Consider the following 24,800-nt stretch of genomic DNA (forward strand, 5'->3'; position numbering starts at 1 on the left):
TCTTAACGTTATACCGAAGATAAAAGTTTATACACTCATTAATGTTACTTACTTGTAAAAATAACTGGAGAAGAGGCGGATCAGTAATTTACGGGGTCCCTATTCGGGGACATTATTTTCCAGTGCTTTATTTGCACGTTTCACGGCGAGCTTTTCTTTCCATGCCATATATTTCCCTCTGAATTTTTTTTTCATGAATCCATCGAGCTTACGCTGGATCGTGAGGTTATACAGACTATTGGCTTTTACTGCCCAGGATTTATCCCATGCACGCAGACTGATAGAAAATGAACCGTCGAGGTATTTCATCCAATGCCAGTAACCTGTTGGCATAAACAGGGTATCTCCATGTTCCAGCCAGGCTTCTACCCCTTTAACTCCTTTCAGGGCCGGGAACTTATTAAAATCCGGGTTTTCCACATCATAATCTTCCATGGCGTAGGTAGAATAGGGGATCTGGTATAAACGGTCTTTCCATTTGTTTTCGAAGAGGATCACATGTTTTCGTCCATTAAAATGGGTATGGAAAATATGTGCCAGGTCGATGTCGTAATGCAAAAATGTAACCGAGCCTTTGCCTCCGAAGAACATGTTGGGGTAACTGTCGAGGAATCCGCCCATTAAATCCTTTGGTGCAATATAATCCTCCAGGAGTTTTGGGGCATGTTTTATAGGATCAAACAGGAAAATGCGCAGGTCTGTAGGTTGGCTTTTGATCAGGTCGATATAGTCTGCAAACTTCATTTCAGCTGCTGAAGCATTGATGGGTTTGGAAGGATCTGCTTTGGAACTATCATAAAGAGGAACAATCTTATCGCCCACCACCATCTTCATGTATTCCAATGACCATTTTTCATAGGCTGGCCAATTTCTTGCCATGTTTTTGATAATTAATGGCTTGCGTTTATTCAGGTAGTTTTTTTCAAAGTCTTCTTTAGAAATTCCGTCCACGCAATCAATTTGAGTTAAATCAAACTTCATGTTATCTTAATATAGTTTTAATACTGTAAAATTATGCAAAATAGATTTGGTCGCTAAACTGCTGATTTAAAAATCTCAAATTCTGACAATATAAACACAGATTTGCTTTCTTGTGTTTTAATGATAACTATGGAATTATTGGTTTTTGCGACTACAAAGATATACGCAGCTATACCCTGCAACGATCTTTATGCCGCAAATAAATGAGTAATATTCGCATGTTCCCTGGAAGGGGGGAGCTTAGGTAACTTTAGCCTTTCTGAGATAGGCTGAGAATCTGGCAGGGAAGAAACGCTTGAACAGTACCGCTTTGGTTTCTTTACCACCGATATATACTTCTTCTTTCTTCTGATCAATTGCTTTGACTATTTCTGCGGCACAGCCGGCAGCAGACATTCCATTTTCCTGGCCTTCATCCATGAGGCCATGGGGATGGCCATTACCTGTCAATGCATTCAGGGAAATATTGGTTTTGATGAATCCGGGACAGATCAGGCTGATATGAATATTTTTATCGAACACTTCTGTCCGCAACGAATCAAAATAGCCATGTAATGCATGTTTGGAAGCTGCATAGGCAGAACGTTGTCGGGTGCCGAATTTCCCCATCAGGCTGCTGATGATGGCAACTGTCCCTCCGCCATTGGCCATCATGTAAGGCAGAATCCCTTTGCTTAGGGCAACGGTACCCCAGAAATTGATGTTCATGATTTCCTGTTCGATGTTAATCGCTGTATCCATTGCCCTGGAGCGCTGACTTACTCCGGCACTGTTAATGAGGAGGTCCACATGGCCAAATATTTTTTGGGCTTCTTTGGCCTTATATTCCAGCTGTTCTGTATCTCTGAGATCCAGCGAAAGTACATGTACATTGATCTGGTTTTTACAATTGTTTTTTACCCTAAACAATTCATCCCTGTTACGGGAGGAAATGATCAGTTTTGCATCCAGCTTATTATAAGCATACACAAGTTCTTCTCCGATTCCGGAAGATGCTCCTGTAATCCATACTACTTTATTTTTCATGTCTGTGTCAATCATTTTCATGTTGATCGTTTATAAGGAATAATTCTGAAGCGATGTAATCTGCAAAAAGTTTACCATCCTGGGTGAGTATCAGTTTATCGTCTTCCTTCCTGAGCCAGTCTCTTTTGATAAACGGTTTCATGTTTTCCAGCGTGTCTTCAAGAAAGCTATTCCCAAATTCCTGTTTAATTCTCTGTAGATCTGTTCCCCACATGGTGCGCAGGGAAGTCATCACATATTCATTGAAGCGGTCATGTTGATCCAGTTCTTCTATCGTTTCAGGCAGCTGTCCGATTGCCAGGTGCTGCATATATTTGGCATTGTTGGCCACATTGAGGTACCTGGTATGGCTGTTGAAGCCATGCGCAGATGGCCCAATTCCTACATAAGGAATACCGCGCCAGTAATTCGTATTGTGGACAGCATGTTTTCCGGGAAAGCTGAAATTGGAGATTTCATAATGGTCAAATCCGGCAACTCCCAGTTTGTCGATTAGTGTGATAAACTGTGCTGCGCTTTGTTCATCATTCAGGGGAATCTGTTTCCCTTTTTTGATGGTATGCGCCAGTGCTGTCCGGGGTTCCACGGTTAAAGAATAGGCTGAAAGGTGGGGTACGCTGAGGCCAATGGCTTTGTGAATATTACTGAGCCACTTCTCATCGGTTAGCAGGGGGTAACCATAAATCAGATCGATGCTCAGGTTTTCAAATCCGGCATCCTGGCTGCGTTTGATACAGGTATCGGCTTCTACAGCGTTATGTGCCCTGTTCATCCATACCAGGTCCTCATTGAAGAACGACTGTACGCCGATACTGAACCGGTTGACCGGCAACTGTCGTAATTCTGCTATTTTTTTTGCGACCAGGTCATCTGGGTTGGTTTCAATGGTAATTTCTGCCCCTGCAGCAATAGAAAAGTGGCTGGTCAGGGTATCGAATATTTTGCCCAATGCTGCTGTGGGCAGAACGGATGGTGTGCCACCACCGAAATAGATGCTGCCGACCTGTCCTGTAATCCGGTCTTTTTTGAGGATGATCTCTTTACAGATTGCATCTGTCATTTCATCTGCATATTTAAGCGAGGTACTAAAGTGGAAGTCGCAATAGTGGCAGGCTTGCTTGCAGAAGGGGATATGGATATATATACCGGACATGTTAAGGTTTTATTTTAGAGGAAGAGGCGGGGAAATGAGCTGGCTGATTTGTGGTATTCATTTACGGTGCTGCGTGTTTATGTGTGTTTGGGTTTACATGGTCAGGCTTATGCCCGATCGTGTAAATCCTAACAGATAATTTACAAAAGTAACAAAGATTGACAGACTGTATCCATGAATAAGGTAACATATCGTCACCATAGGGTTAAACTATCTGACCATTCAATTTATCACGCACCACAATATATTTAAAACTAATAACCTACTTTTGTAAAAAGTTAATCCAGTTATTTGTTGAGCGGATCAGATGTATAAATACCTCCTTATTTTTTTTCTTATTTTTTCTTTGGGAGATGGAAATGTGCATGCACAGGCTATTCCGCTTGCTGCAGATACCGTCACGGTAACGCAACGGGCCTACAGGCCGCGGGTAATCCGGGATTCCGCGTTTCTGGCCAGACAAAAATTTGTAACGGATTCCATCATGACACATACCTGGATTCTTCCGGATTCCCTGATCGACAGGTCAATTCTGATCGACAGTATCATGAAGGCCAATGTATTTGAGAAGCTGGATCTTGAAGCCTGGTTTAAGAAATATGGGAAGCTCAAGAAAGAAAGCCGGTTCAGGGTGGGGACACCGATGTTAAAAGGGAAGGTCTGGGTACTGGCTTTCATTGCCTTTTTATTGGTTGTATTTGCCATCCTAAAAATTTCTTTTACCAAACAACTGCAGGGGATTGTGCAGGCCTTCTATAGCAACAGGGGATTAAATAACCTCAATAAGGAAGATAATGCATTTACTTCCTGGCCATTCTTACTGCTTTTCATCCAGTTTGGTTTCACCATCGGGATGTTCTTTTATCTGGTGGCACAGTACTATCAGCTTTCCTATATTGAACGTGGTTTCAGTTTCTTTGTGAGTATTTCTGTGCTCATCATTGTGTTGTATGCTGCTAAAATTTTCCTGCTTCGCGGAATGGGACATTTGTTCAATATTCAAAAAGCGGTGCATGAATATATTTCAATATTATATTTGAGTTATTTTAACATTTCCTTAATCTTTATTCCGCTGGTGGTTGCTTTTGCCTTATCTCCGCTTAAATATGGTATTTATTATATAGTTATCGCATTTTTATTGCTGGTGTTAATCTTTACGTTTCAATTCATTAGGGCAGGTGTAAATATTTTATCTCATTATCGGTTTTCAAAAGTCTATTTATTTATGTACTTTTGTGCCCTCGAAATATGTCCTATTTTGATATTAATCAAGGCAATAGGATTAGAGTTGTAACAAGGTAAAATGCAAGAAAAAACAGAAGATAGGTTGCGTAAAGTAAAAAGTATACTGATAACTTTACCTAAGCCGGAGACTGAGAAATCTCCTTACTTTGATTTAGCGAAGAAGTATAATGTAAAAGTTGACTTCAGGTCATTTATCCATGTAGAGGGGGTTCCTGCAAGGGACTTTAGGAAAGACAAAATCAGTTTAAATGAATTCACGGCTGTTGTTTTTACAAGTAGAAACGCAGTTGATCATTTTTTCAGGATTGCGGAAGAGATGCGGTATGATGTACCGGCAGATTTGAAATATTTTTGTATTTCAGAATCTACAGCCTTGTACCTGCAGAAATATATTCAGTACAGGAAGCGAAAGATTTTCTTTGGGAAGCAGACTGCGGCGGATCTTTCTGATGTGCTGAAGAAACATGCCGGGGAAAAATTCCTTTATCCTTGTTCTGATGTGGCAACTGAAGACACGATGAATTTTTTGGTCAAGAATGGGTATAATATTACCCCTGCGGTTTTATTTAAAACTGTAGTGAGTGATCTGTCTGATTTGGCTGATGTTACTTATGACGTTATTGGATTTTTCAGCCCTTCCAGTATACAGTCACTGTATACAAATTTCCCCAATTTTCAACAGAACAATACGCGCCTTGCTGCCTTTGGTGTAAATACGACTAAAGCACTGAAAGACGCGGGTTTAATCGTTGATATTGCTGCACCATCGCCTGAATCACCTTCTATGATCATGGCTATAGAGAATTATATTAAAAAGTCTAATAAATAAATTATTCCCGAAAGCATTGTCTTTATCGGTTACGATGCTTTATTGATTATTCTTTTGCGTTTGATAGGCAAGATGTTATGTAAATGTTAACATCTTGCTTTTTTTTGCATTATAGGCAGGTTTTTTAGCTTCAGGTGTTGTTTTTATGACAGATTTTTGATAAAATTGTTGTAAAATTGCTCTGAGGACTTATGAGGAAAATTTACACACTTGGTTTTATACTAATTGCCGCAGTTTTTGCCGGTTGCGGAAAGGGCGGGCAGGGCGAGCTGGTTGGTGTTTACAACAGAAAATTCAATAATAAAAAAATGCCAATGGGGATGGTTTATATCCCACCTGGTAAAACCCTTATAGGGATGTCTGATGAGGATATTAATAATACCCAGAGTTCTCCGGCCAGGATGACTTCATTCAGTGCCTTTTATATGGATGAGACTGAGATTACCAATGCTGAATACAGGCAATTTGTCAATTGGGTAAGAGATTCTGTTGCCCTGACTTCATTAGGCCCTGGTGCTGCCCCTGCCTACTTTATTACCCCTAAAGCTACACAGGGTGGAGCAACACTTTCTTCCCAGCAAAATATTAACTGGAAAAAAGTTGGGAACGGTTCTGAACTGTGGAACAGTAAGGGGAAAAGTGGTCTGGGTACCAAGCTTGACAACATGTACTATAGTGGGGATGATGCACTTCCGGGACGTAAAGAGTTTGATATCAGAAAATTCAGGTATTCTTATAGTTTTGTTAATCTCGATCTGGCAGAAGCAGGGAGAAAGGATCCTTCTAAAAAACGTAAGGATTTCATTGAAAGTTATGTGGACTCTCCGGATGCGAACAATCCTAACCAATTCCCTTCCGTAAGTGTTTATCCGGATACTATGGTATGGAAAGTAGATTATTCGTATTCACAGAATGATCCAATGGTGAAATCTTATTTCAACCATCCTTCTTATGATAATTATCCTGTAGTAGGGGTCTCATGGGAGCAGGCACAGGCTTTTTGGGTATGGCGTACCCGTTTATATGAGCCAGTTGCTGCATCGAGACATATTCCGCTGAGTTCCAGGCCTGAATACAGACTGCCGACAGAGGCTGAATTTGAATATGCAGCCAGGGGTGGTAATGTAAAGACAAAATATCCATGGGGTGGCCCTTACGTGAGAAATACAAAAGGGTGTATGCAGGCTAACTTTAAAGTTGGAAGAGGAAACTATTCCGATGACGGGGGATTGTATACGGTTAATGTAAGGTCATACTTCCCTAATGATTATGGATTGTATAACATGGCTGGAAATGTTTCGGAATGGACAGTGACGGCTTATAACCAATCGGCAGCACCCATGTTGCTTGACTTTAACCCGAACTTTACCTATGTGGCTAAAGGAACGGACAGCAAATACCTCAAACGCAAAGTGGTAAGGGGCGGATCATGGAAAGACATCGGATTTTTCCTTCAAAATTCTGTAGGTACCTATGAATACCAGGACCAGGCCCGTTCTTACATCGGTTTCAGATGTGTTTCTTCTTTCGCAGGAACAGACATTAACTTTAGAAACTAATTACCTTAAAATCATATTAAACTCAAAAAACATCTTTTATCTAAAATTATCTAAGAAAAACACATGGCAGCAAAAAAGAAATTTGACTGGTTACACGTAGCGATTTCGTGGGGCGCGAGTATTGTAATTATCGGGGCTTTATTTAAAATTCTTCACCTTGGTGGAGTTTGGGGGAATTATATGATTGGTCTGGGACTCGGTGTAGAGGCCTTTTTATTCTTCTTAACAGGATTTTTCCCACCTGCTCCTGAACTGTCCTGGGAGAAAGTTTATCCGGAACTGAGTGATGATTTCAGTGGTGAATTGCCTAAAGCATCTGCAAGACCTGTTGCTGCGGCTCCGGCTGCTGGTTTCTCTTCCACTGCTGCATTGGATAAGATGCTGGTTGACGCTAAAATTGGTCCTGAATTAATTGAAAGCCTTGGAAGCGGATTACGCACCTTTGGCGATAAGGTAGCGGCAATATCAACTGTTGCTGATGCATCGGCTGCGACAAATGAATTTACAGGAAAAGTAAAACAGGCTTCAGCAAGTTTTGAAACGCTGAATGGTGCATTTGGTAAAGCAACAGCACAATTGGTAGAGATGGGCGAGAGCAGTGGCGATTCAAAAGCATACCATGAGCAGGTAAATAACCTGGCAAGGAATCTATCGGCACTGAATGCTGTTTATGAATTGGAATTACAGGATTCAAGTGCTCACCTGAAGTCTATGAATAAATTCTACCAGAATTTATCTTTAACGATGCATAATTTTAATGAGTCTATGGAAGATTCTAAACAGTTTAAAGACGAGGTTGGTAAACTGGCTAAGAATCTGTCTTCTCTGAATGCAATTTATGGAAACATGCTCACCGCAATGAACCAGCCACGCATTTAATTGAGGTCATAAATTATTTAATAATTAACCAGAGATACCCATAAAGAATGGCCGGAGGAAAAGAAACAGCGAGGCAGAAGATGATCAACATCATGTATTTGGTGTTGTTAGCTATGCTCGCTCTAAACGTATCTGATACGATATTGAATGCATTTAAGAATATCAATGATAGTCTTGAATCATCAAGGACAAACGTAAATACCAGTATAGACCAGCTGTTTGCAGCTTTTCAGAATACTAAACTTAAAGAAGAACCGGCAAGGGCACAACCTATTTGGGAAAAAGCGAATAAGGCGAAAGCTTATGCCGACGAACTGAATGCTTATGTTCAGAAATTGAAACAACAGTTCAGCACTGCCGGTGGTGGTCTGGATGAAGAAACCGGAGATCTGGTAGAAAGAGGAAACCTTGACATTGCACAGGGAATCATGATCAATCAGAAAGAAGGCGAAAAATTAAAAGCTAAAATCAATGAAACGCGTACAAAGTTAATTGCTTTGTTAGATCCTAAAGATCAGGCAGGTGTGACTTTTACGCTGGAAGCAAAAGATGCACTGAAAAGTACGGATGGTAAAAAGAAATGGGAGGACATCAATTTTGGTGAGGGAACCCCGCTTACTGCTGCGAATACGGTGTTAACAAAAATACAATCGGATACAAAAAATGCGGAAGCAGAAGTTGTGAAAAAATTGTTTGGCAATATGGATAAATCGCTGGTTAACCTTGATCAGTTTGCTGCAGTAGCTGTAGCTCCAACATCTTATGTCATCCAGGGTCAGCCATATACTGCACAGGTATTCCTGACAGCAAGTGATTCTAAATCAAGTCCGGAGATTACTGTTGGTGGTGGCCGTTTGGCGACCAAGGATGGTAAAGGAACATATACAGGCAGCACAGGATCTGTAGGGGTATTTAAATGGGTAGGAACTATCCGGGTAAAACAGACTGACGGACAGATCAAGGAATACAGGACGCAGGAGCAGACTTACCAGGTGGCAAAACCATCTGCGACGGTATCTCCTGATAAAATGAATGTGATCTATGCAGGTATTCCTAATCCATTCTCTGTATCTGCTGCAGGTTTTCCACTGGAGAGCGTGAAAGCGAGTATCTCAGGTGGCTCCATTAAAGGGGGTAACGGTAAATTCATGGTTACTGTAGGCAGTGATCAGGTAGGGAAAGTGGTTAACATCAATGTTTCTGCGAATAATGCCGGTAAAACCGTTAATATGGGGTCGCAACAATTCAGGGTTAAGGCATTGCCAACACCAAAAGCATTTATCAAAGGTAAATCGGGTGGTAGTGTGGACCTGGAATGGTTAGAGCGTTCCAGTGTTATTGATACTGAGCTTGACGATTTTGTATTTGATATCAAATACAGGGTGGTCAGATTTTCCGCTACTTTCATCAACCCGCGCTCGGATGCGGTTACTATGCAAAATAGTGGCGGTTCGTTCACCGGAGCAGTAAAAGGGGCTTTAAATTCAATTAAACCCGGTGCTGTAGTGATCTTTAAAGATATCATCGCTGAAGGGCCGGATGGCAGACAAAAGAGTCTGGATGCAATAACCTTTACAGCTAAATAGTCACCATAAATATTTACACAATGAAAAAAGTTCTGTACCTGCTTATTCTGTTATCTCTTGGAACAGCGTCTTTTGCCCAAAATCGTAAACCTGTCAAGAAGAAGGTGACGACAAAGAATTCGACTGCCAATTCTGTAGCTCCGGCGGCCGTAAATACAGATACGGTAGCTGTGGTGCCTTTAAAAAAGGTAAAGATAAAAACACCTCCAAAAGATGGTTTTTATGCCAGAAAAGATGTGGATAGCAGTGTCATGGTTCCTTTTGTTGATGTGAGAGAAGAGGATGTCTTTTACTCCAAACGTGTTTGGCGGGAGCTGGATTTGCGCGATACCATTAATTCAGTTCTGAAAGCGGAAAACTCAAAGCTTATTGAGGTGCTGATGACTGCAATCGCAAATGAAGAGCTAACGGTGTATTCTCCAAAAGATACTGCCCAGGGCAGACTGCTGGAGGATAATGATTCCTTTAAGATTGCATTAACGGCTGAACAGGCTTTGATGAGTGCAAGAGGTACATCTGAAGGTGATCCTGATGAAAATGGTAAAATCGGAGCTCCGGTATTGAAAAGACTGAGACCAGATGATTTCATGAAATACAGGATTAAGGAAGACTGGATCTTTGATGTGAAAAGATCGGTGTTCGAACCACGTATTGTCGGGATTGCTCCGATGAAAATGGTAGAAGGAAACTGGCAACCTGTTTTCTGGGTGTATTTCGAAGAAGCAAGGCCTCTATTAAGTAAATCACGTTTGGTAAATCCGAGTAATGATGCTTCGGTACTGACCTATGATGATTTCTTCGTGAGACGTCTGTTCGCCAGTAATATTGTGAAAGAGACAAATCCTGCAAATAAAACGATTATTGAAATATTGAACCAGACCGATCCTAAAGATCCCAGGAAGTTATACGAATCTGAAAGGATTAAGAAAAGTATAGCAGACTATGAACAAAGTCTGTGGGAATACTAAAAGAATTGTATGTTCTATAAAAAAGGGTAGTCTGGTTTACAGGCTACCCTTTTTTATGTTGAAATAGTCGAGCAGGGTTTTCAGCTGTGCCTTATTGAGTATCTTTGCCAGTTCCTCTTCGCTGGCTTCTTTAATTCTTTTTACAGATTTAAATTGTCTCAGCAAGTTATCGGCTGATGTTTTTCCAATACCCTTAATGGCTTCAAGTTCGGTCTTCAGGGTGCCCTGATCCCTCTTCTTTCTGTGGAAGGTAATGCCAAAGCGGTGGGCTTCATCCCTCAGTTGCTGGATGATTTTCAAGGTCTCAGATTTCTTATCGAGGTGTAAGGGGTAACTATCGCCCGGATAATACAGTTCCTCCAGTCTTTTTGCTATCCCGATTACGGTGACTTTTTTGTCTATACCTAATTTCTTCAGACTGCTTACAGCAGACGATAGCTGCCCTTTACCGCCATCAATAATGATAAGCTGAGGCAGAGTGCCCTCTTCTTCAAGCATGCGCTTATATCGCCTGTAAACGGCTTCCTCCATTGTGGCAAAATCGTTTGGCCCTTCTACAGTTTTGACATTGAAGTGCCTGTAATCTTTTTTAGAAGGTTTGGCATCTTTAAATACCACAATAGCTGAAACAGGGTATTGTCCCTGGAAGTTGGAGTTATCAAAACATTCGATGTGGACAGGGAGCTGAGTCAGCATCAGGTCTTTCTGCATTTGTGTCAAGATGCGTTCCGACCTTAAATCGGGATTCAGTTTTTCGTATTGATTGAGTTTTTCACGTTTAAAGAAGAGTACGTTTTTATGGGAAAGGTCCAGCAGGTTCTTTTTCTCTCCAAGCTTAGGCACTGTAAACTTTAAATTTTCATCTGCGATAGTAAGGTCAAATGGAACAATAATTTCTTTTGAGGTACTGTTGAACTTCGTCCTGAACTCTGTGATGGCTATCGTCAGCAGTTCTTCGTCAGATTCATCCAATCGTTTTTTGATCTCTATGGTCTGCGTTTGGATAATACTTCCATTCATGATTTTGAGGTAGTTAACAAAAGCATAACGCTCATCAGAAGCAATGCTGACCACGTCAACATTCGTAATCGAACTGTTCACCACGGTAGACTTACTCTGATATTTTTCGAGAACCAGTAATTTGCGCTGGTACTGGTGTGCATATTCAAAATTCAGCTCGGCAACAGCATTTTTTATGATCTGTTTGACCTCACGGATGACATTGCCAATTTTTCCGTTAAGGATATCTTTAATTTCTTCAATACTTTGATCGTAATCTGCAGATGACTGGTAGGCCTGACATGGGCCTTTGCAGTTACCGATCTGGTACTCCAGGCACACTTTAAACTTCCCTTCTGCAATATTAACGGGGCTGAGGGGAAGATTACAGGTGCGTAATGGATAGGTTTCTTTAATCAGGTCAAGAATGGTATGCATCATGCCCACGGAGGCGTATGGCCCAAAATAGGTAGAACCGTCCTTAACCATTTTCCTTGTCCAGTACAGGCGTGGGAATGGTTCCTTCTTGATGATAATCCATGGATAGGTCTTATCATCTTTCAGCATGATATTGTAACGTGGCTGATGTTTTTTGATCAGGCTGTTTTCGAGCAGCCAGGCATCAATTTCCGTATCGACGATGGTAAAAGTGATTTTCCGTATTTTGGAAACCAGCACCCTGGTTTTACCATTCATCTGGTTATCCTGATTAAAATAGGAACCTACACGGTTTCTCAGGTCCTTAGCCTTTCCAATATAAATCAACGTATCTTCCTGGTCCCAGTACTGGTAAACACCAGGCCGGTGCGGAATGTCGGCTAATGCCTTTCTATAATCAAAAATGTTCATTTAAAACCCTAACTTCTCATCCAGTTCTGTCGTATCACTTTGCTGTTGCTGGTATTGATTGCAATCGTATGTAATGGATACTCCATTTTTAGGTACTTCAAAATCGCCTGTACCTATTTTTAATTTGGGGTTCGCGTATACTTTTTTCAGGAATCCGCCAAAAATAGGCAATGCAGTTTTAGCACCTTCTCCCTGGCTGGTATTGATAAAGTGAAAGGCACGGTCCTCGCAACCGGTCCACACTCCGGCAACCAGGTCGGGAGTAATCCCAACAAACCATCCGTCAGAGTTGTTTTGTGTAGTTCCTGTTTTACCACCTACGGGATTTTTGATGCCGAATTTGCTGATCAGACTGTAACCGTAACCGTTTTTAACAACTCCTTCAAGCATACGGGTCATGACATAGGCCACTTCCTCATTCATTGCAGGATGTTTTTGAGGCGTCTGGGAGAACAGCACTACACCATTTTTGTCTTCAATTTTTAAAATATAAGTAGGCTGTGTCCAGATTCCCTTATTGGCAAACACGGAATAGGCACCTACCATGTCAAAAACGGAGGCATCAAAGGTACCCAGTGCAATGGATGGATAGGCAGGTACATTCGAGGTAATTCCCATTTTTTTTGCCAGTGTAGCCACAGCTGTAGCGCCTACCTGTTTCATAAGAAAGGCAGCAATATAATTCTGAGAATAAGCAAGGGCTTTTTGCAGGGTAATATATCCGGGCAGCGTACCACCAGATTTAGGCGTCCATGGAGCACTCCCAGGAATCTCAATAGTGACAGGCTCATTTAACACCTGATAACATGGAGAATAGCCATTTTCAATCGCTACAGAATAGGTAAATGGTTTTGCTGTGGATCCTACCTGCCGGGTACCCATTTTTACCTGGTCATATTTGAAATGCTCAAAGTTGATTCCTCCAACCCATGCCTTTACATAACCAGTTTTAGGATCCATCGCCATCATGGCATTTCTTAACAGCAGTTTATAGTATTTAACGGAATCTATAGGTTTCATCAGGGTGTCGATATCTCCTTTCCAGGTGAAAATACTCATGTTCACCGGTGTATTGAAATCGGTCCTGATCTCTTCTTCGGACTTACCTTCCAGCTGTAAGGCTTTGTACCGGTCGGATCTTTTTATCCCCTGTTCAATCTGCAATTCTTTCCCTTTGAACGGGTTTTTACCTTTCCAGCTTTTAGTGAACTGTGCCTGAAGAATTTTCATTGCTTCTTTTTGCGCTTCTTCAGCATACAGCTGCATATCATAGTTAATGGTGGTCGTGATTCTCAGCCCATCCCTATCGAGGTCATAAGGAGTGCCATCGGCTTTCATAATGGTCCGTTCCTGGAATATTCTTTTGATATCGTTTTTGAGTACAGCCCTGAAATAAGGGGCTATGCCATCATTTACAGTTGCGGCACTGAATTTTAAGTTCAGTGAGGTCTGTTTTTCAGTATCGAAATCTGCCTGGGTAAGCACTCCTTCCTTCACCATGTTGGCCATTACGGTATTCCTTCTGGCGAGTGACCTTTCCGGATTCCGGGTTGGGGAGTAACGTGTAATTCCTTTTTGAAGTCCTACCAGTGTTGCTGCCTGTGGGACAGTTAATTTATCCGGCGTAGTGTTGAAATATACTCTTGCAGCAGATTTGATTCCGTACGCCTGGTTGCCAAAATCGACAGTATTCAGGTACATGGTGATGATTTCTTCTTTGGTGTAATTCCTTTCCAGTTTCACGGCGACAATCCATTCCTGGAATTTCTGCATCAGGCGCTTAAAGAAATTACGCTGACGTGCTTCTTCAGAGAATAGGTTAAGGGCCAATTGCTGTGTAATTGTACTTGCACCCTGTTTTTTTCCGACAAGATTATAGAAGATGATGGTAAAGGTTCTTTTGAAGTCAATACCAGAATGCTCCATATAGCGGGTATCTTCCGTTGAAATCAATGCATTGATCACATTGGGTGATATTTCCGGATAGGTGACATTGGACCTGTTCTGTACAAAATAGGTACCCAATACTTTTTTGTCTTCTGTTAAAATTTCTGTTGCCTGGTTACTTTTTGGGTGTTCTATGTCCCTGAAGGAAGGCAGGGTTCCAAATACGCCGAAACCCAGGGCAACGATAAAAAGAGTGAAGAGAACAAGTGCTCCGATCAATAATTTCCAGAGTGTCAGGTTGTAATTTTTTATCTCTGCAGCTGAAATATTTTTGGTCATTTTGAATAGTTGTTATTGAAGAATTCTAAGTATTGATTGATGACGTCTTTGCTCTGAAGTTTTTCGAAGTTTTCCTTACTGATGATGAAAGTCGTATAAATCCCCGAAGGAACTTTCATAATTTGTTTCAGATAAGGATTTATTCCATCAGCATAACTTTTTGCTTCTGCAAAACTACTAAAGTTCCCAATATATATCATTTGATCATTGTCAAATTCTACTAATCGATGCTTAAGTCCCTGATTTGTATAGTTTCCGCGGTTATATTGCCCGATGCCAAATCTGGATGATGTTAAGGTAAGGCTTGCATCAGCGACATCGATCACAAAATAATACGTTAGTGAGATCGCTGTGGAAAATATTTTTGAAGGATTAGCAGGAGATTCAGGACTGATGGTAGTCTCTGGGGTATTAAGTTTTTCAGGAATCTTTGTTGCGGTAGTCATGCCGATTATTTCTGGTTTTACAATCGTGCTCAACGGGTTGGATATTTTTTTTTCCGGTAAGGTAATAGGTACAAAAAAACGGGGCTCATTGTCATCAAAGTCGGGCAGAGCGATTTTTCTTTTGCTGAATTCATCCATATGAGCCGCAATGTAGCTCAGGTGTTCCTGAACAAGCGGAACAATGAGCCTGTCCCCTTCATACAAGCGGGTAATTTCCCTGAAGGCAGCAATCAGGTTATCTACGGGTTGCATTCTGCCTATAGCAATGGCTTTCAGGTAGGCGGCCTGGGGATTTAATTCATTATCGGGGTATGTCCCGGTCATCATATTTGCCGCTGTGACGACCTCAGGGTACAGCTTTCGCTCATATTTCCCGAACAGGTTATTGTACTGCTGAAGAACAAGTGCCTGAAGTTCGGATTGTTTGGTTGAATAATTGGGGTCTTTGATTATCTTAGCGTAGGTGCTGTTTGGAAACTGGTTAAGCACCAGGTTTTTATACTGATTCTGCTTTGTGGTATCAATATCCTGATAGCCAAGATACAAACTGTAATATATGGAAGCTAGCCTGTTGTTTGCAGGATATCTGGCAAGCATCAGCTGATAAATCCGGATGGCTTCTTCCCTGTCATTCAGTTCCTGCTGATAAAAATTAGCCATCTCATAATAAGCATCAATAATTTTCTGATGAGATGCCATCATGGAATCAGGGCTAAGCGGGACTGCATTTAAATACGCATTCACATCCTCCTGACTTACGTCGGTTCTTAAAGTATCCTTCAGTGATGGGTTGAGGATTGGATCCTGTGCTTTTGCAATATTTTCTTCAGTAGTCTGGGCAGATGATTTTATACTTTGGCGCCAGTTATCTTCTTTCGGCCTGTTTCCCCATTTCTTGATGAAATCTGTATAGCCTCTGCTGATGGCAGTGCTGTTGCTGAAATAGAATGCTCCCTGGTCTGCGGGTTGTGGATCTATATTGTTGAAAGGAACAGTGGGAGCAGCAGTTATTTCCTGCGTACTGATACGATGCTGACTTGCTATGGTAAGGAGGCTATTCACCTTATCACGGCGTTCCTTTTCTGGTAAGGAGGCAAGCATTTGCAGGGTATCCTGAAGCGATATGAGTTCGTATCTTTTGGTCAGGTATTCCAGATTCTGGCTTTTCTTAAGAATTTGGGGATAAGCGGGATAGTTTTTAGGTAAAGTACTGACTGTACTGTCATAGTAAACTTTCGCTTTAAGGAAGTTCCGGAGCTGCTTAAAATTGAGATCTGCAATCCTCAGGTAGGATAGTCCTTTCTGGTACTTATTTCTCGTGCTGTTTTTTACCGATAGCTGGTAATATTTCTCTGCCTGGGTATAATCCCCATCTGCTGCATAGCTTTCTGCCACCTGATAATAAATCTGATCATTATAATCCAGGTTTTTATCGTCTTTCAGCAGAATGAGTAACTGTTTTTTTCTGTTGATCTTCTCGCCATTCAGGAGTCCGTTGATTTTAATCCGGTTAAGATTGGCATTGAAATACAGTTCAAAGGCAGCATTGCTTTTCTGGACTCTGGTATATTTTTCAAGTGCCAGGGGATAGTTTTTTTGCTTTTCATACAGCTGGGCCAGGATATAGGTCCAGCGGATGCGGTTACGCTTAAGGTCAGCCTCTTTCACTGCATTTTCCAGCATGGAGGTGGCTTCAGTTAGCTTATCCTGGTAAATATACATTTGAGCGATTGTTGCCATTGGCTCTGAACGGTGTTTTTTCAGTCGGGACAGGTTCTGGTATACAGTATCCAGAATCAATGCAGCTTCGTCCAGGTTATTCAGCTGCATCAGGCTTCTTGCTTTCCAGTTCAGTGAAGCCATTTGTACGGCCATGTTGCCGGCATATGTTTTTGCGGTATAATCAAAATATTCCTGGGCAATAAAATAATTGGCTTTAAAATAATTCGTCTTGCCAATAAGGAGGTAAGATTCATCGATATAATTGCTGAAGGATTTCTCTCCTATAATGGTACGGGATTTTTCAATGATGGCATCGAGCTCTCCTTCATTCGGAGGGCTTTGGGCGGGAGCCGATGGGTTAAACTTTTCAGGGGTGGTATATACCGGTAAAATATCGGTATAATTATCTTCATAATTCTGATAAAGGGACTCTTCGTAGTTATCGAGGATCACATTGGAGTTGTAGATGTAATTATATCTTGCAGTCAGGTTTTGCATTCCTCGGCTCATTGCCGTGTCCTTCTGGCTTCCGCAGGAAAGCAGCAGGCAATTGGCCAGGCAAAAGAGGAGCAACTTTAAATTCAGGAATCCGGAATTTTTCAAAAGTGTAATCTGGGTCAAAATATAAAAGAATGAAAGGGTACAAAAGTATTTTTAATAACCAATATTTGTAACTAAGATAGCTTAATTATTTATAGAATATACGAGAATGGACAACGGAGAGAAACAGAAAAATGCGACCAATTTCGCAAAGTACACCGGTATTGCGTTTCAGATGCTGGTGACGATAGGTCTATTTACCTATGCAGGGTATCAGATCGATGCTTACCGGGGAAGTAAGAAGCCAATTTTTACGGCATTATTAAGTTTGACGGGAGTAATTATTTCGCTTTATCAGGTGGTGCGGCAGCTGAATCATAAAAAGTAGTAATCCTTCGGGTGTTTTTTCTATTTTTGTGGAAAAAAAAAGCGTTTTGAGTATACTTAAATTCTCGTTATATTATTTGGCTTACAGCCTTTTACTCGCATTAATAGCTTGGTACCTTCCCTCGTTTTTTCCAGGTGTTAACCTGCTGGTGAAAAAGTTTTGGTTGATTTTCGGCTTTCTGGGCGTACTTACCTATGTCGCTTATGTGATGGCTTATATTGGCCTCCGGATGAATCCTGAAGCCGGAGTTATGGCTATAATGGGATCCATAGTTTTGAAAATGATTTTTTCTATGGCTTTTGTGCTGGTTTACAGGCTGAAGACTACTGAAAACGGCTTCGTTTTTACGCTAAATTTTTTTTCTTTATATTTATTGTTCAGCTTCTTTGAAATATACTCTCTGTTACTTAACTTGCGCCACCAAAATAAATAGTAAAAATCTGCGAGTAAATGGATTGTAGCCACGTTTTTGATTTCAAAGTTAATAGGTTAGTTGTTGTTTTTACGCTGTTATTGGCGTTTTTCTCTGTAACACCCTCGTTATATGCGCAGGAAACCGCAGTTGACACAACACACAGTGCTCAGGCCGAACATGAGGTTGAGGCTGAGAAAAAGTTTGACATTGGTAAGTTCGCTTTACACCACATTGCCGATTCCCACAGCTGGCATGTCATCGGTCACACTTACATTAACCTTCCCATCATTTTGTACACTACTGAAGGTGTAGTAAATTTCAGTTCTGCTGACTTTTATTATGACGACGCTGAAGGTCATCACTATGATGATGAGGCGAAAGTTGTAGTGGAAAGAAAAGGTCTTCGTTTTGTTAAAATGCATGAGAAAATCTATTATGCATCTGAGAAAGCCAATGCACATGGACAATATGTTGAGCTGGATGAAAAGCATCATCCGCATAATGCGCGTCCGTTGGATTTGTCCATTACAAAAAATGTATGCACACTGATACTATCTATAGTTATCCTTCTTGTGGTCTTCCTGAATGTTGCTGCCGGTTATAAAAAACGTGCAGGTAAATCTCCTAAAGGATTACAATCATGGATGGAGCCTATTATCTTATTTGTGCGTGATGATATTGCCAAGCCTAATCTGGGTCACAAATATGAGCGTTTCATGCCTTATCTGCTTACTGTATTCTTCTTCATCTGGTTTAACAATATGCTGGGTCTGGTTCCATTCCTGCCGGGTGGTGCGAATTTAACAGGTAATATCGCGGTGACGATGATTTTAGCTATAGCTACATTCTGTCTTACGGTGTTTAACGGTAACAAGTATTACTGGAAACATATCTTTATGCCGGATGTACCGTGGTGGATGTATATCGTGATGGTACCGGTAGAGTTATTTGGTATTTTCACGAAGCCTATTGCCCTGATGATTCGTTTGTTTGCAAACATTACTGCAGGTCACATTCTGGTATTGTCACTGATCTGCCTGGTCTTTGTTTTCAACAGCTTATACATTGCACCGGTTTCCATTGCTTTTGCGGTATTTATCGGAGCGATCGAATTGTTGGTTGCCTTTATCCAGGCATTTATTTTTACAATCCTGTCTGCCTTGTTTATCGGTATGGCGATTGAAGAGCATCATTAATAAGAATTATTTTTTTTAACAACAATAAATATATAAAATCATGATTACAGGAAGTATTGCTGCAATTGGTGCAGGATTAGCTGCGATTGGCGCTGGTCTGGGTATCGGACGCATTGGTGGTTCAGCTATGGACGGTATTGCCCGTCAGCCTGAGGCTGCCTCTAAAATTCAAACTGCAATGTTAATCGCTGCTGCCTTCGTTGAAGCTGTTGCGCTTTTCGCAGTAGTTGTTGCCCTAATGGGTAATGGCTAGAAATTAAATTGTACCAGGTCTTGGCCTGGTACAGTTTATTGTTAAAAAAAAAGAAAAAATTAATATATACTTAGATGGAATTATTATTACCTGAATTTGGATTGGTTATCTTCCAATCCATAGCATTCTTACTACTGATGTTTTTACTGGCTAAATTTGCCTGGAAACCTATTCTTGCATCAATCAAAGAACGTGAGCAATCAATTGATGAAGCTTTAAACCAGGCTGAACTGGCTAAACAGGCAATGGTACGTTTAACAGCGCAGAATGACGAACTGATGAAAACTGCACGTGCTGAACGCGACCTGATTCTTAAGGAAGCTAAAATGCTTAAAGATAATATCGTTAGTGAAGCTAAAACACAAGCTCAGAACGAAGGAAATAAACTGATTGAAAAAGCAAGAATTGAAATTGATAACCAAAAGAAAGCTGCTTTAGCTGAATTGAAAAGTCAGGTTTCAACATTATCAATTGATATCGCGGAACGTGTTCTGCGTAACCAATTAGCTGACAAAACCAAGCAACAGGATTTAGTTGCGAGTCTTTTGAAAGAAGTTGAATTAAACTAATTGCTTTTAGTCAAATAAAATTAAAATGTCACAAAATAAAGCATCAGCCAGATACGCCAAATCATTAATTGATCTTTCTACGGAGCAAAACGCTTTTGAGCCGATCAAAAATGATATGGTATTTATTGAGCAGACTATTGATCAGAACAGTTTACTGGAAGCTATTCTTCAAAATCCTGTAATTCCATTGGATAAGAAGGCTGGTATCCTTGAAGATCTTTTCGGTTCTAAAGTTCATGCCATTACCAGGTCTTTTTTGAAGTTAGTTGTTAGTAAGGGCCGTTCTGCCATTTTATTTGATACAACAAAATCTTTCATTGCTCAGTATAACCAGATCAAAGGGATCGTAACTGCAGAGGTTTCTTCTGCAAGTGCACTTACTGAGGAAAACAGGGCTGAGATCGTTGCTGTGGTTACTAAAGAAACTGGCGCCAATGAAGTGATCATCAGCGAAAAGGTCAATGCAGATCTTATCGGTGGTTTCGTGCTTAAAGTGGGCGATAAACAGTTTGATGCCAGCATAGCGGGCAGCTTGAATAAATTAAAAAAGGAATTGGCACTGGGAACAGTGTAATCCTGATAAACAAATTAAGAATTACAAAAGAAATAACATAAAACTATGGTAGAGGTAAGACCAGACGAAGTATCGGCAATAATCAGGCAACAATTGTCGGGCTTCAAATCAGAAGCTGAACTGGAAGAAGTTGGTACCGTATTACAAGTGGGTGATGGTATTGCCCGTGTATATGGTTTGACTAAAGTTCAATCAGGTGAGTTAGTTGAATTTGAAAACGGCTTGCAGGGTATTGTTTTGAACCTTGAAGAAGATAATGTTGGTGTGGTTTTATTAGGCCCATCCAGCACTATTAAAGAAGGGGATACGATTAAACGTACGAAAAAAATCGCCTCTATCAGAGTTGGTGAAGGTATGTTAGGTCGTGTTGTAAATACTTTGGGTGAGCCAATTGATGGTAAAGGCCCAATTTTAGGCGAGACTTATGAGATGCCTATTGAGCGTAAAGCTCCTGGGGTAATTTACCGTCAGCCAGTAAACGAGCCTCTACAGACAGGTATCAAAGCTATTGATGCGATGATTCCTATTGGACGTGGTCAGCGTGAGTTGGTTATTGGTGACCGTCAGACTGGTAAAAGTGCGGTTTGTATCGATACGATTATCAATCAGAAAGAATTTTATGAAGCAGGTAATCCTGTCTTATGTATATATGTGGCTTGTGGTCAGAAAGCAAGTACAGTTGCAGGTGTTGTTCGTACTTTAGAAGAAAACGGGGCAATGGCTTATACTGTTGTCGTTTCAGCTTCAGCCTCAGACCCTGCTCCTTTACAGTTCTATGCTCCATTCTCTGGTGCTGCAATTGGCGAGTACTTCCGTGATACAGGTCGTCCTGCACTTATTGTGTATGATGATTTGTCTAAACAAGCAGTAGCTTACCGTGAGGTTTCCCTGTTACTTCGTCGTCCACCGGGACGTGAAGCTTATCCGGGTGACGTATTTTATCTGCACAGTCGTTTATTAGAGCGTGCCGCTAAAATCAACTCAAACGATGACATTGCACGTAACATGAATGATTTACCGGATTCATTAAAAGGATTGGTAAAAGGTGGTGGTTCATTAACGGCATTGCCGATTATTGAAACTCAGGCGGGTGACGTTTCTGCTTATATTCCAACGAACGTAATTTCGATTACTGATGGTCAGATCTTCCTTGAGTCTAACTTGTTTAACTCAGGTGTTCGTCCGGCAATCAACGTAGGTATCTCGGTATCACGTGTAGGTGGTAATGCACAAATTAAATCAATGAAAAAAGTAGCAGGTACCTTGAAACTGGATCAGGCTCAATACCGTGAATTAGAGGCTTTCTCTAAATTCGGTTCTGATTTGGATGCCGCTACAAAATCTGTACTGGATAAGGGTGCAAGAAACGTGGAGATCTTGAAGCAAGGACAGTATTCCCCAATGAGTGTGGAGAAACAAGTTGCAATTATCTATGTGGGTACTAAAAACCTGATGCGTTCTGTTCCGGTTAATAAAGTAAAAGAATTTGAAGCAGAATATGTACAGCAATTGGAATTGCGTCACCCACAAACATTAGCTGCTCTTAAAGCAGGTAAACTGGATGATGAAATTACAGGTGTACTGGAAACTGTGGCTAAAGAATTAGCTGGAAAATACTAAGTAAACAGGAGGAAGACTAAAAGAGCATGGCAAATTTAAAAGAAGTAAGAGTTCGTATATCATCGGTGCAGTCTACGCAGCAGATTACCAAAGCCATGAAAATGGTTTCGGCAGCGAAGCTAAAACGTGCAACCAATGCTATTATTCAGTTACGTCCATATGCTACGAAGCTTAAAGAGATCTTAGGGAATCTTTCTGCTAGTCTGGAAGGATCTTCATCTCCTTATGTACAAGAACGCGAGCCCAATAAAGTGCTGGTTGTGGTAATTTCTTCCAATCGTGGTCTTGCTGGCGCATTCAACCTGAATGTGATTAAATCAGCGAATAACCTGATTGCAGAAAAATACACTGACCAGTTAAAAAAGGGAAATGTTAGTATTGTTGCTATTGGTAAAAAGGCTCATGATTTTTACGAGAAGCGCGGTTACAATGTGATCGGGAACAACAATGAAGTGTATGCTGCATTGACATTTGAGAACATCACCAAAATTACTGAGTTGATTATGGAAGGTTTCAAGAATGGTGATTACGATAAAGTTGAGCTGGTTTATAACCGCTTCAAGAATGCAGTGGTTCAGATTTTAACTACAGAACAATTGTTGCCGTTGCCAAAAACGGAAGTTACTGAACCAACCAAAATTCAGGTAGCTAAAGATCACAAGGCTGCAATTGATTATATCATTGAACCTTCAGAAGAAGAAATCGTAACGGAATTGATCCCGAAATCGATTAAGATTCAAATGTATAAAGCAGTATTGGATTCTCATGCTTCTGAGCATGGTGCAAGGATGACTTCGATGGACAAAGCAACAGAAAATGCAGGTGATTTGATTAAGTCATTGAAATTGGCTTACAACCAGGCACGTCAGGCAGCCATTACAACAGAGCTTACAGAGATTGTAAGTGGTGCTGCAGCGCTGAACGGATAAGCAGTTTATTATATTTTTTAAAAGGGTGGCCAGTGGTCACCCTTTTTTTTTACATATGAACTACTTTCCCTACTTCAGGATTTATTTATTTTGATGGAAATATATAGATATGAAGTTTAAATTTATTCCGCTGGTCATTTCCCTTCTTTTTCCAGTAAGCTTATTTGCACAAAACAGTTCCCAGGCTGCAGCCGCAAAAGACTATACAATGGCTATTGCCTGGCAGCAATATTCAGGTGAGTACAGGGCTTTATGTTTTCAGGCCTATAACTTTGCGCGACTTTCCCTAGATGTGCGGTTAAAAACTACAGACCCTTCCAGAAAAAACTGCGTCATTGTTGATATTGATGAGACCGTATTGGATAACTCTCCTTTTCAGGGTTATGAAGTACAGCATGGGATAAGTTATCATCCAAAGGATTGGACGAGGTGGACAGATTTGGCTTCGGCAGATACCATTCCTGGTGCATTGGGTTTTCTCCGTTATGCAAAGTCCGAAAATGTAGAAACTTTTTATGTGAGCAACCGCTCGGAACCCGAATATCAATCGACCTTAAGAAATCTACAGAAATTTGGATTCCCCTTTGCAGATGAAGCCCATTTAATGGTAAAAACGACCAGTTCAGATAAAGAATCCAGGCGGCAAAAAATAATGGAGAAATACAATGTTCTGCTGCTTTGTGGCGATAATTTAAGTGATTTTTCAAATGTATTTTATAGGGAGGGAAAGAATACTTCGGAGCAGGTACAATGGGCGATGCAAGAATTTGGTACCCACTTTATTGTGTTACCTAATCCGATGTATGGTGACTGGGAGAAAAGTTTGTACAAAGAAGGGAAGTTTGATGAAGCTGAAAAGTCCCGACAGAGAATTCAGCACTTAAAAACTTACTAATACACAGGAAATGAAATTATTCTGTGTCCAACTTGCTACTTTTATATAAATAATATTAATTTTGTGCAGCAATTTAAAAACATAACAATGGAACAAAAGCCAAATCACAATACTAAAAGCATGGAAAATGCTAATCAACCTTCGATATATAAACTAATGATCGTTGGTGTAGTTATCTGCATGGTAGGAGTATATTTACGTTTTGCATTTGATTCCAATATGTTATCTCTGGTATCATGGATCATTTTATTCCTTGGTTCATTTATCTGCTGCAAAGCGGTATTTAAAATCTTAGGATCCTAATTTTAAAATATTTGATAAACGCCTGTAAGAGTTTAAACTTTTACAGGCGTTTTATTTTATAGACTATTTTAATCTTTTTTGATTGTCTTTAGCGAAGGCCGCCCAGCCTGAATAAGATTTTCCGCTGCCGCTTGTACTCACCCTTTGAAAAGAGTGGCATACCGCTACTGCAAGTCCATCGGTAGCATCCAGAAATTCTGGAGTTTCTTTGAAGTTCAGTAATCTCTGCAACATGGAAGCCACCTGTTCTTTACCCGCGCTTCCATTCCCTGTAATCGCTTGTTTTATTTTCCTTGGTGCATATTCAACGATGGGTATATCTCTCGACAGTGCTGCTGCCATGGCTATTCCCTGAGCCCTTCCCAGCTTTAGCATAACCTGAATATTTTTTCCGTAGAAAGGAGCTTCGAGTGCAACAACATCAGGTTTATACTGATCAACGAGTCCAACGGTCTTGGCAAAGATACGTTGTAGCTTCAAAAAGTGATCATCGAGATGATCCATACGAACAATCCCCATTGTGATTAATTCTATTTTACTTCCTTTTTCCAATATCACCCCGTACCCCATGATAGAGGTACCGGGATCTATACCCATGATCACCCTTTCCTTTTTTTTAGCCAACATAGAACAATATTAAGCATATTTGT

The 24,800-nt window shown here is 40.8% G+C and carries 21 protein-coding genes; 14 read left to right on the forward strand and 7 right to left on the reverse strand.

The annotated features are described in order from the left end of the window. Positions 1-99: 99 nt before the first annotated feature. The 3 genes from ACSBL2_RS01735 to hemW all read right to left on the reverse strand — a co-directional run bounded on the left by ACSBL2_RS01735 (position 100) and on the right by hemW (position 3,160). Entirely contained in the window at positions 100-981 is an 882-nt protein-coding gene (locus ACSBL2_RS01735; RefSeq protein WP_442589960.1) for a cupin-like domain-containing protein, read from the reverse strand. A gap of 240 nt (positions 982-1,221) precedes the next feature. Continuing rightward, positions 1,222-2,028, reverse strand: coding sequence for an SDR family oxidoreductase (locus ACSBL2_RS01740; RefSeq protein WP_442589961.1), 807 nt, complete (start codon positions 2,026-2,028; stop codon positions 1,222-1,224). Beyond that, complete coding sequence (gene hemW / locus ACSBL2_RS01745; RefSeq protein WP_442589962.1) at positions 2,015-3,160, reverse strand: radical SAM family heme chaperone HemW; 1,146 nt, start codon at positions 3,158-3,160, stop codon at positions 2,015-2,017. Before hemW ends, ACSBL2_RS01740 begins: the two co-directional genes overlap by 14 nt. 307 nt (positions 3,161-3,467) lie before the next feature. Here hemW and ACSBL2_RS01750 point away from each other — a divergent pair, with 307 nt between their 5' ends. From ACSBL2_RS01750 to gldN, 6 genes are all read left to right on the forward strand, one after another. Next, positions 3,468-4,454, forward strand: coding sequence for a DUF4271 domain-containing protein (locus ACSBL2_RS01750; protein WP_442589963.1), 987 nt, complete (start codon positions 3,468-3,470; stop codon positions 4,452-4,454). Positions 4,455-4,463: 9 nt separating this feature from the next. Then, positions 4,464-5,234 (forward strand): uroporphyrinogen-III synthase, encoded by a 771-nt coding sequence (locus tag ACSBL2_RS01755; protein ID WP_442589964.1) that lies wholly within the window; start codon positions 4,464-4,466, stop codon positions 5,232-5,234. Positions 5,235-5,425: 191 nt separating this feature from the next. After that, positions 5,426-6,793 carry an SUMF1/EgtB/PvdO family nonheme iron enzyme gene (locus tag ACSBL2_RS01760; protein WP_442589965.1) on the forward strand — a complete coding sequence of 456 codons (1,368 nt, stop codon included), beginning with the start codon at positions 5,426-5,428 and terminating at the stop codon, positions 6,791-6,793. Positions 6,794-6,856: 63 nt separating this feature from the next. After that, on the forward strand, positions 6,857-7,672 hold the full coding sequence (gene gldL / locus ACSBL2_RS01765; protein WP_442589966.1) for a gliding motility protein GldL: 816 nt from the start codon (positions 6,857-6,859) through the stop codon (positions 7,670-7,672). A gap of 47 nt (positions 7,673-7,719) precedes the next feature. After that, positions 7,720-9,258 carry a gliding motility protein GldM gene (gene gldM / locus ACSBL2_RS01770; protein WP_442589967.1) on the forward strand — a complete coding sequence of 513 codons (1,539 nt, stop codon included), beginning with the start codon at positions 7,720-7,722 and terminating at the stop codon, positions 9,256-9,258. Between the two features lie 20 nt (positions 9,259-9,278). Continuing rightward, entirely contained in the window at positions 9,279-10,226 is a 948-nt protein-coding gene (gene gldN, locus ACSBL2_RS01775; RefSeq protein ID WP_442589968.1) for a gliding motility protein GldN, read from the forward strand. A gap of 36 nt (positions 10,227-10,262) precedes the next feature. On the opposite strand, the gene uvrC is transcribed toward gldN, so the two are convergent. From uvrC to porW, 3 genes are read right to left on the reverse strand one after another with little or no spacing between them, the layout of a single operon-like run. After that, positions 10,263-12,074: an excinuclease ABC subunit UvrC gene (gene uvrC, locus ACSBL2_RS01780; RefSeq protein WP_442589969.1), complete on the reverse strand. Its 1,812-nt coding sequence runs from the start codon at positions 12,072-12,074 to the stop codon at positions 10,263-10,265. Beyond that, positions 12,075-14,300, reverse strand: a complete 2,226-nt coding sequence (locus ACSBL2_RS01785) for a transglycosylase domain-containing protein (RefSeq protein WP_442589970.1) — start codon at positions 14,298-14,300, stop codon at positions 12,075-12,077. After that, entirely contained in the window at positions 14,297-17,071 is a 2,775-nt protein-coding gene (gene porW / locus ACSBL2_RS01790) for a type IX secretion system periplasmic lipoprotein PorW/SprE (protein WP_442589971.1), read from the reverse strand. The genes ACSBL2_RS01785 and porW overlap by 4 nt, the downstream gene beginning before the upstream one ends. Before the next feature lie 106 nt (positions 17,072-17,177). On the opposite strand from porW, the gene ACSBL2_RS01795 reads away from it, so the two are divergent. The 8 genes from ACSBL2_RS01795 (at position 17,178) to ACSBL2_RS01830 (ending at position 23,847) form a co-directional block, all read left to right on the forward strand. Then, on the forward strand, positions 17,178-17,396 hold the full coding sequence (locus ACSBL2_RS01795; RefSeq protein ID WP_442589972.1) for an AtpZ/AtpI family protein: 219 nt from the start codon (positions 17,178-17,180) through the stop codon (positions 17,394-17,396). Positions 17,397-17,846: 450 nt separating this feature from the next. Continuing rightward, positions 17,847-19,007: a F0F1 ATP synthase subunit A gene (atpB, locus tag ACSBL2_RS01800; RefSeq protein ID WP_442589973.1), complete on the forward strand. Its 1,161-nt coding sequence runs from the start codon at positions 17,847-17,849 to the stop codon at positions 19,005-19,007. A 43-nt stretch (positions 19,008-19,050) separates the two neighbouring features. Next, positions 19,051-19,260 (forward strand): ATP synthase F0 subunit C, encoded by a 210-nt coding sequence (atpE, locus tag ACSBL2_RS01805; protein ID WP_062551197.1) that lies wholly within the window; start codon positions 19,051-19,053, stop codon positions 19,258-19,260. 74 nt (positions 19,261-19,334) lie between these two features. Beyond that, the gene (gene atpF, locus ACSBL2_RS01810) at positions 19,335-19,829 is read left to right on the forward strand and encodes a F0F1 ATP synthase subunit B (protein ID WP_442589974.1); all 495 of its coding nucleotides are present in this window, start codon (positions 19,335-19,337) and stop codon (positions 19,827-19,829) included. A gap of 25 nt (positions 19,830-19,854) precedes the next feature. Beyond that, positions 19,855-20,403, forward strand: coding sequence for an ATP synthase F1 subunit delta (gene atpH / locus ACSBL2_RS01815; protein WP_442589975.1), 549 nt, complete (start codon positions 19,855-19,857; stop codon positions 20,401-20,403). 45 nt (positions 20,404-20,448) lie between these two features. Then, a complete protein-coding gene (atpA, locus tag ACSBL2_RS01820) occupies positions 20,449-22,023 on the forward strand; it encodes a F0F1 ATP synthase subunit alpha (protein WP_442589976.1) in 1,575 nt (524 codons plus the stop codon). Between the two features lie 26 nt (positions 22,024-22,049). Further along, positions 22,050-22,952: an ATP synthase F1 subunit gamma gene (gene atpG, locus ACSBL2_RS01825; RefSeq protein WP_442589977.1), complete on the forward strand. Its 903-nt coding sequence runs from the start codon at positions 22,050-22,052 to the stop codon at positions 22,950-22,952. Between the two features lie 109 nt (positions 22,953-23,061). Then, on the forward strand, positions 23,062-23,847 hold the full coding sequence (locus tag ACSBL2_RS01830; protein WP_442589978.1) for a 5'-nucleotidase, lipoprotein e(P4) family: 786 nt from the start codon (positions 23,062-23,064) through the stop codon (positions 23,845-23,847). Between the two features lie 366 nt (positions 23,848-24,213). Here ACSBL2_RS01830 and ruvC read toward each other — a convergent pair whose 3' ends face one another. Then, on the reverse strand, positions 24,214-24,777 hold the full coding sequence (gene ruvC / locus ACSBL2_RS01835; protein WP_442589979.1) for a crossover junction endodeoxyribonuclease RuvC: 564 nt from the start codon (positions 24,775-24,777) through the stop codon (positions 24,214-24,216). Between the last annotated feature and the right edge of the window lie 23 nt (positions 24,778-24,800).

It is taken from the genome of Pedobacter sp. AW31-3R (genome assembly GCF_052180285.1).
GTDB lineage: Bacteria > Bacteroidota > Bacteroidia > Sphingobacteriales > Sphingobacteriaceae > Pedobacter.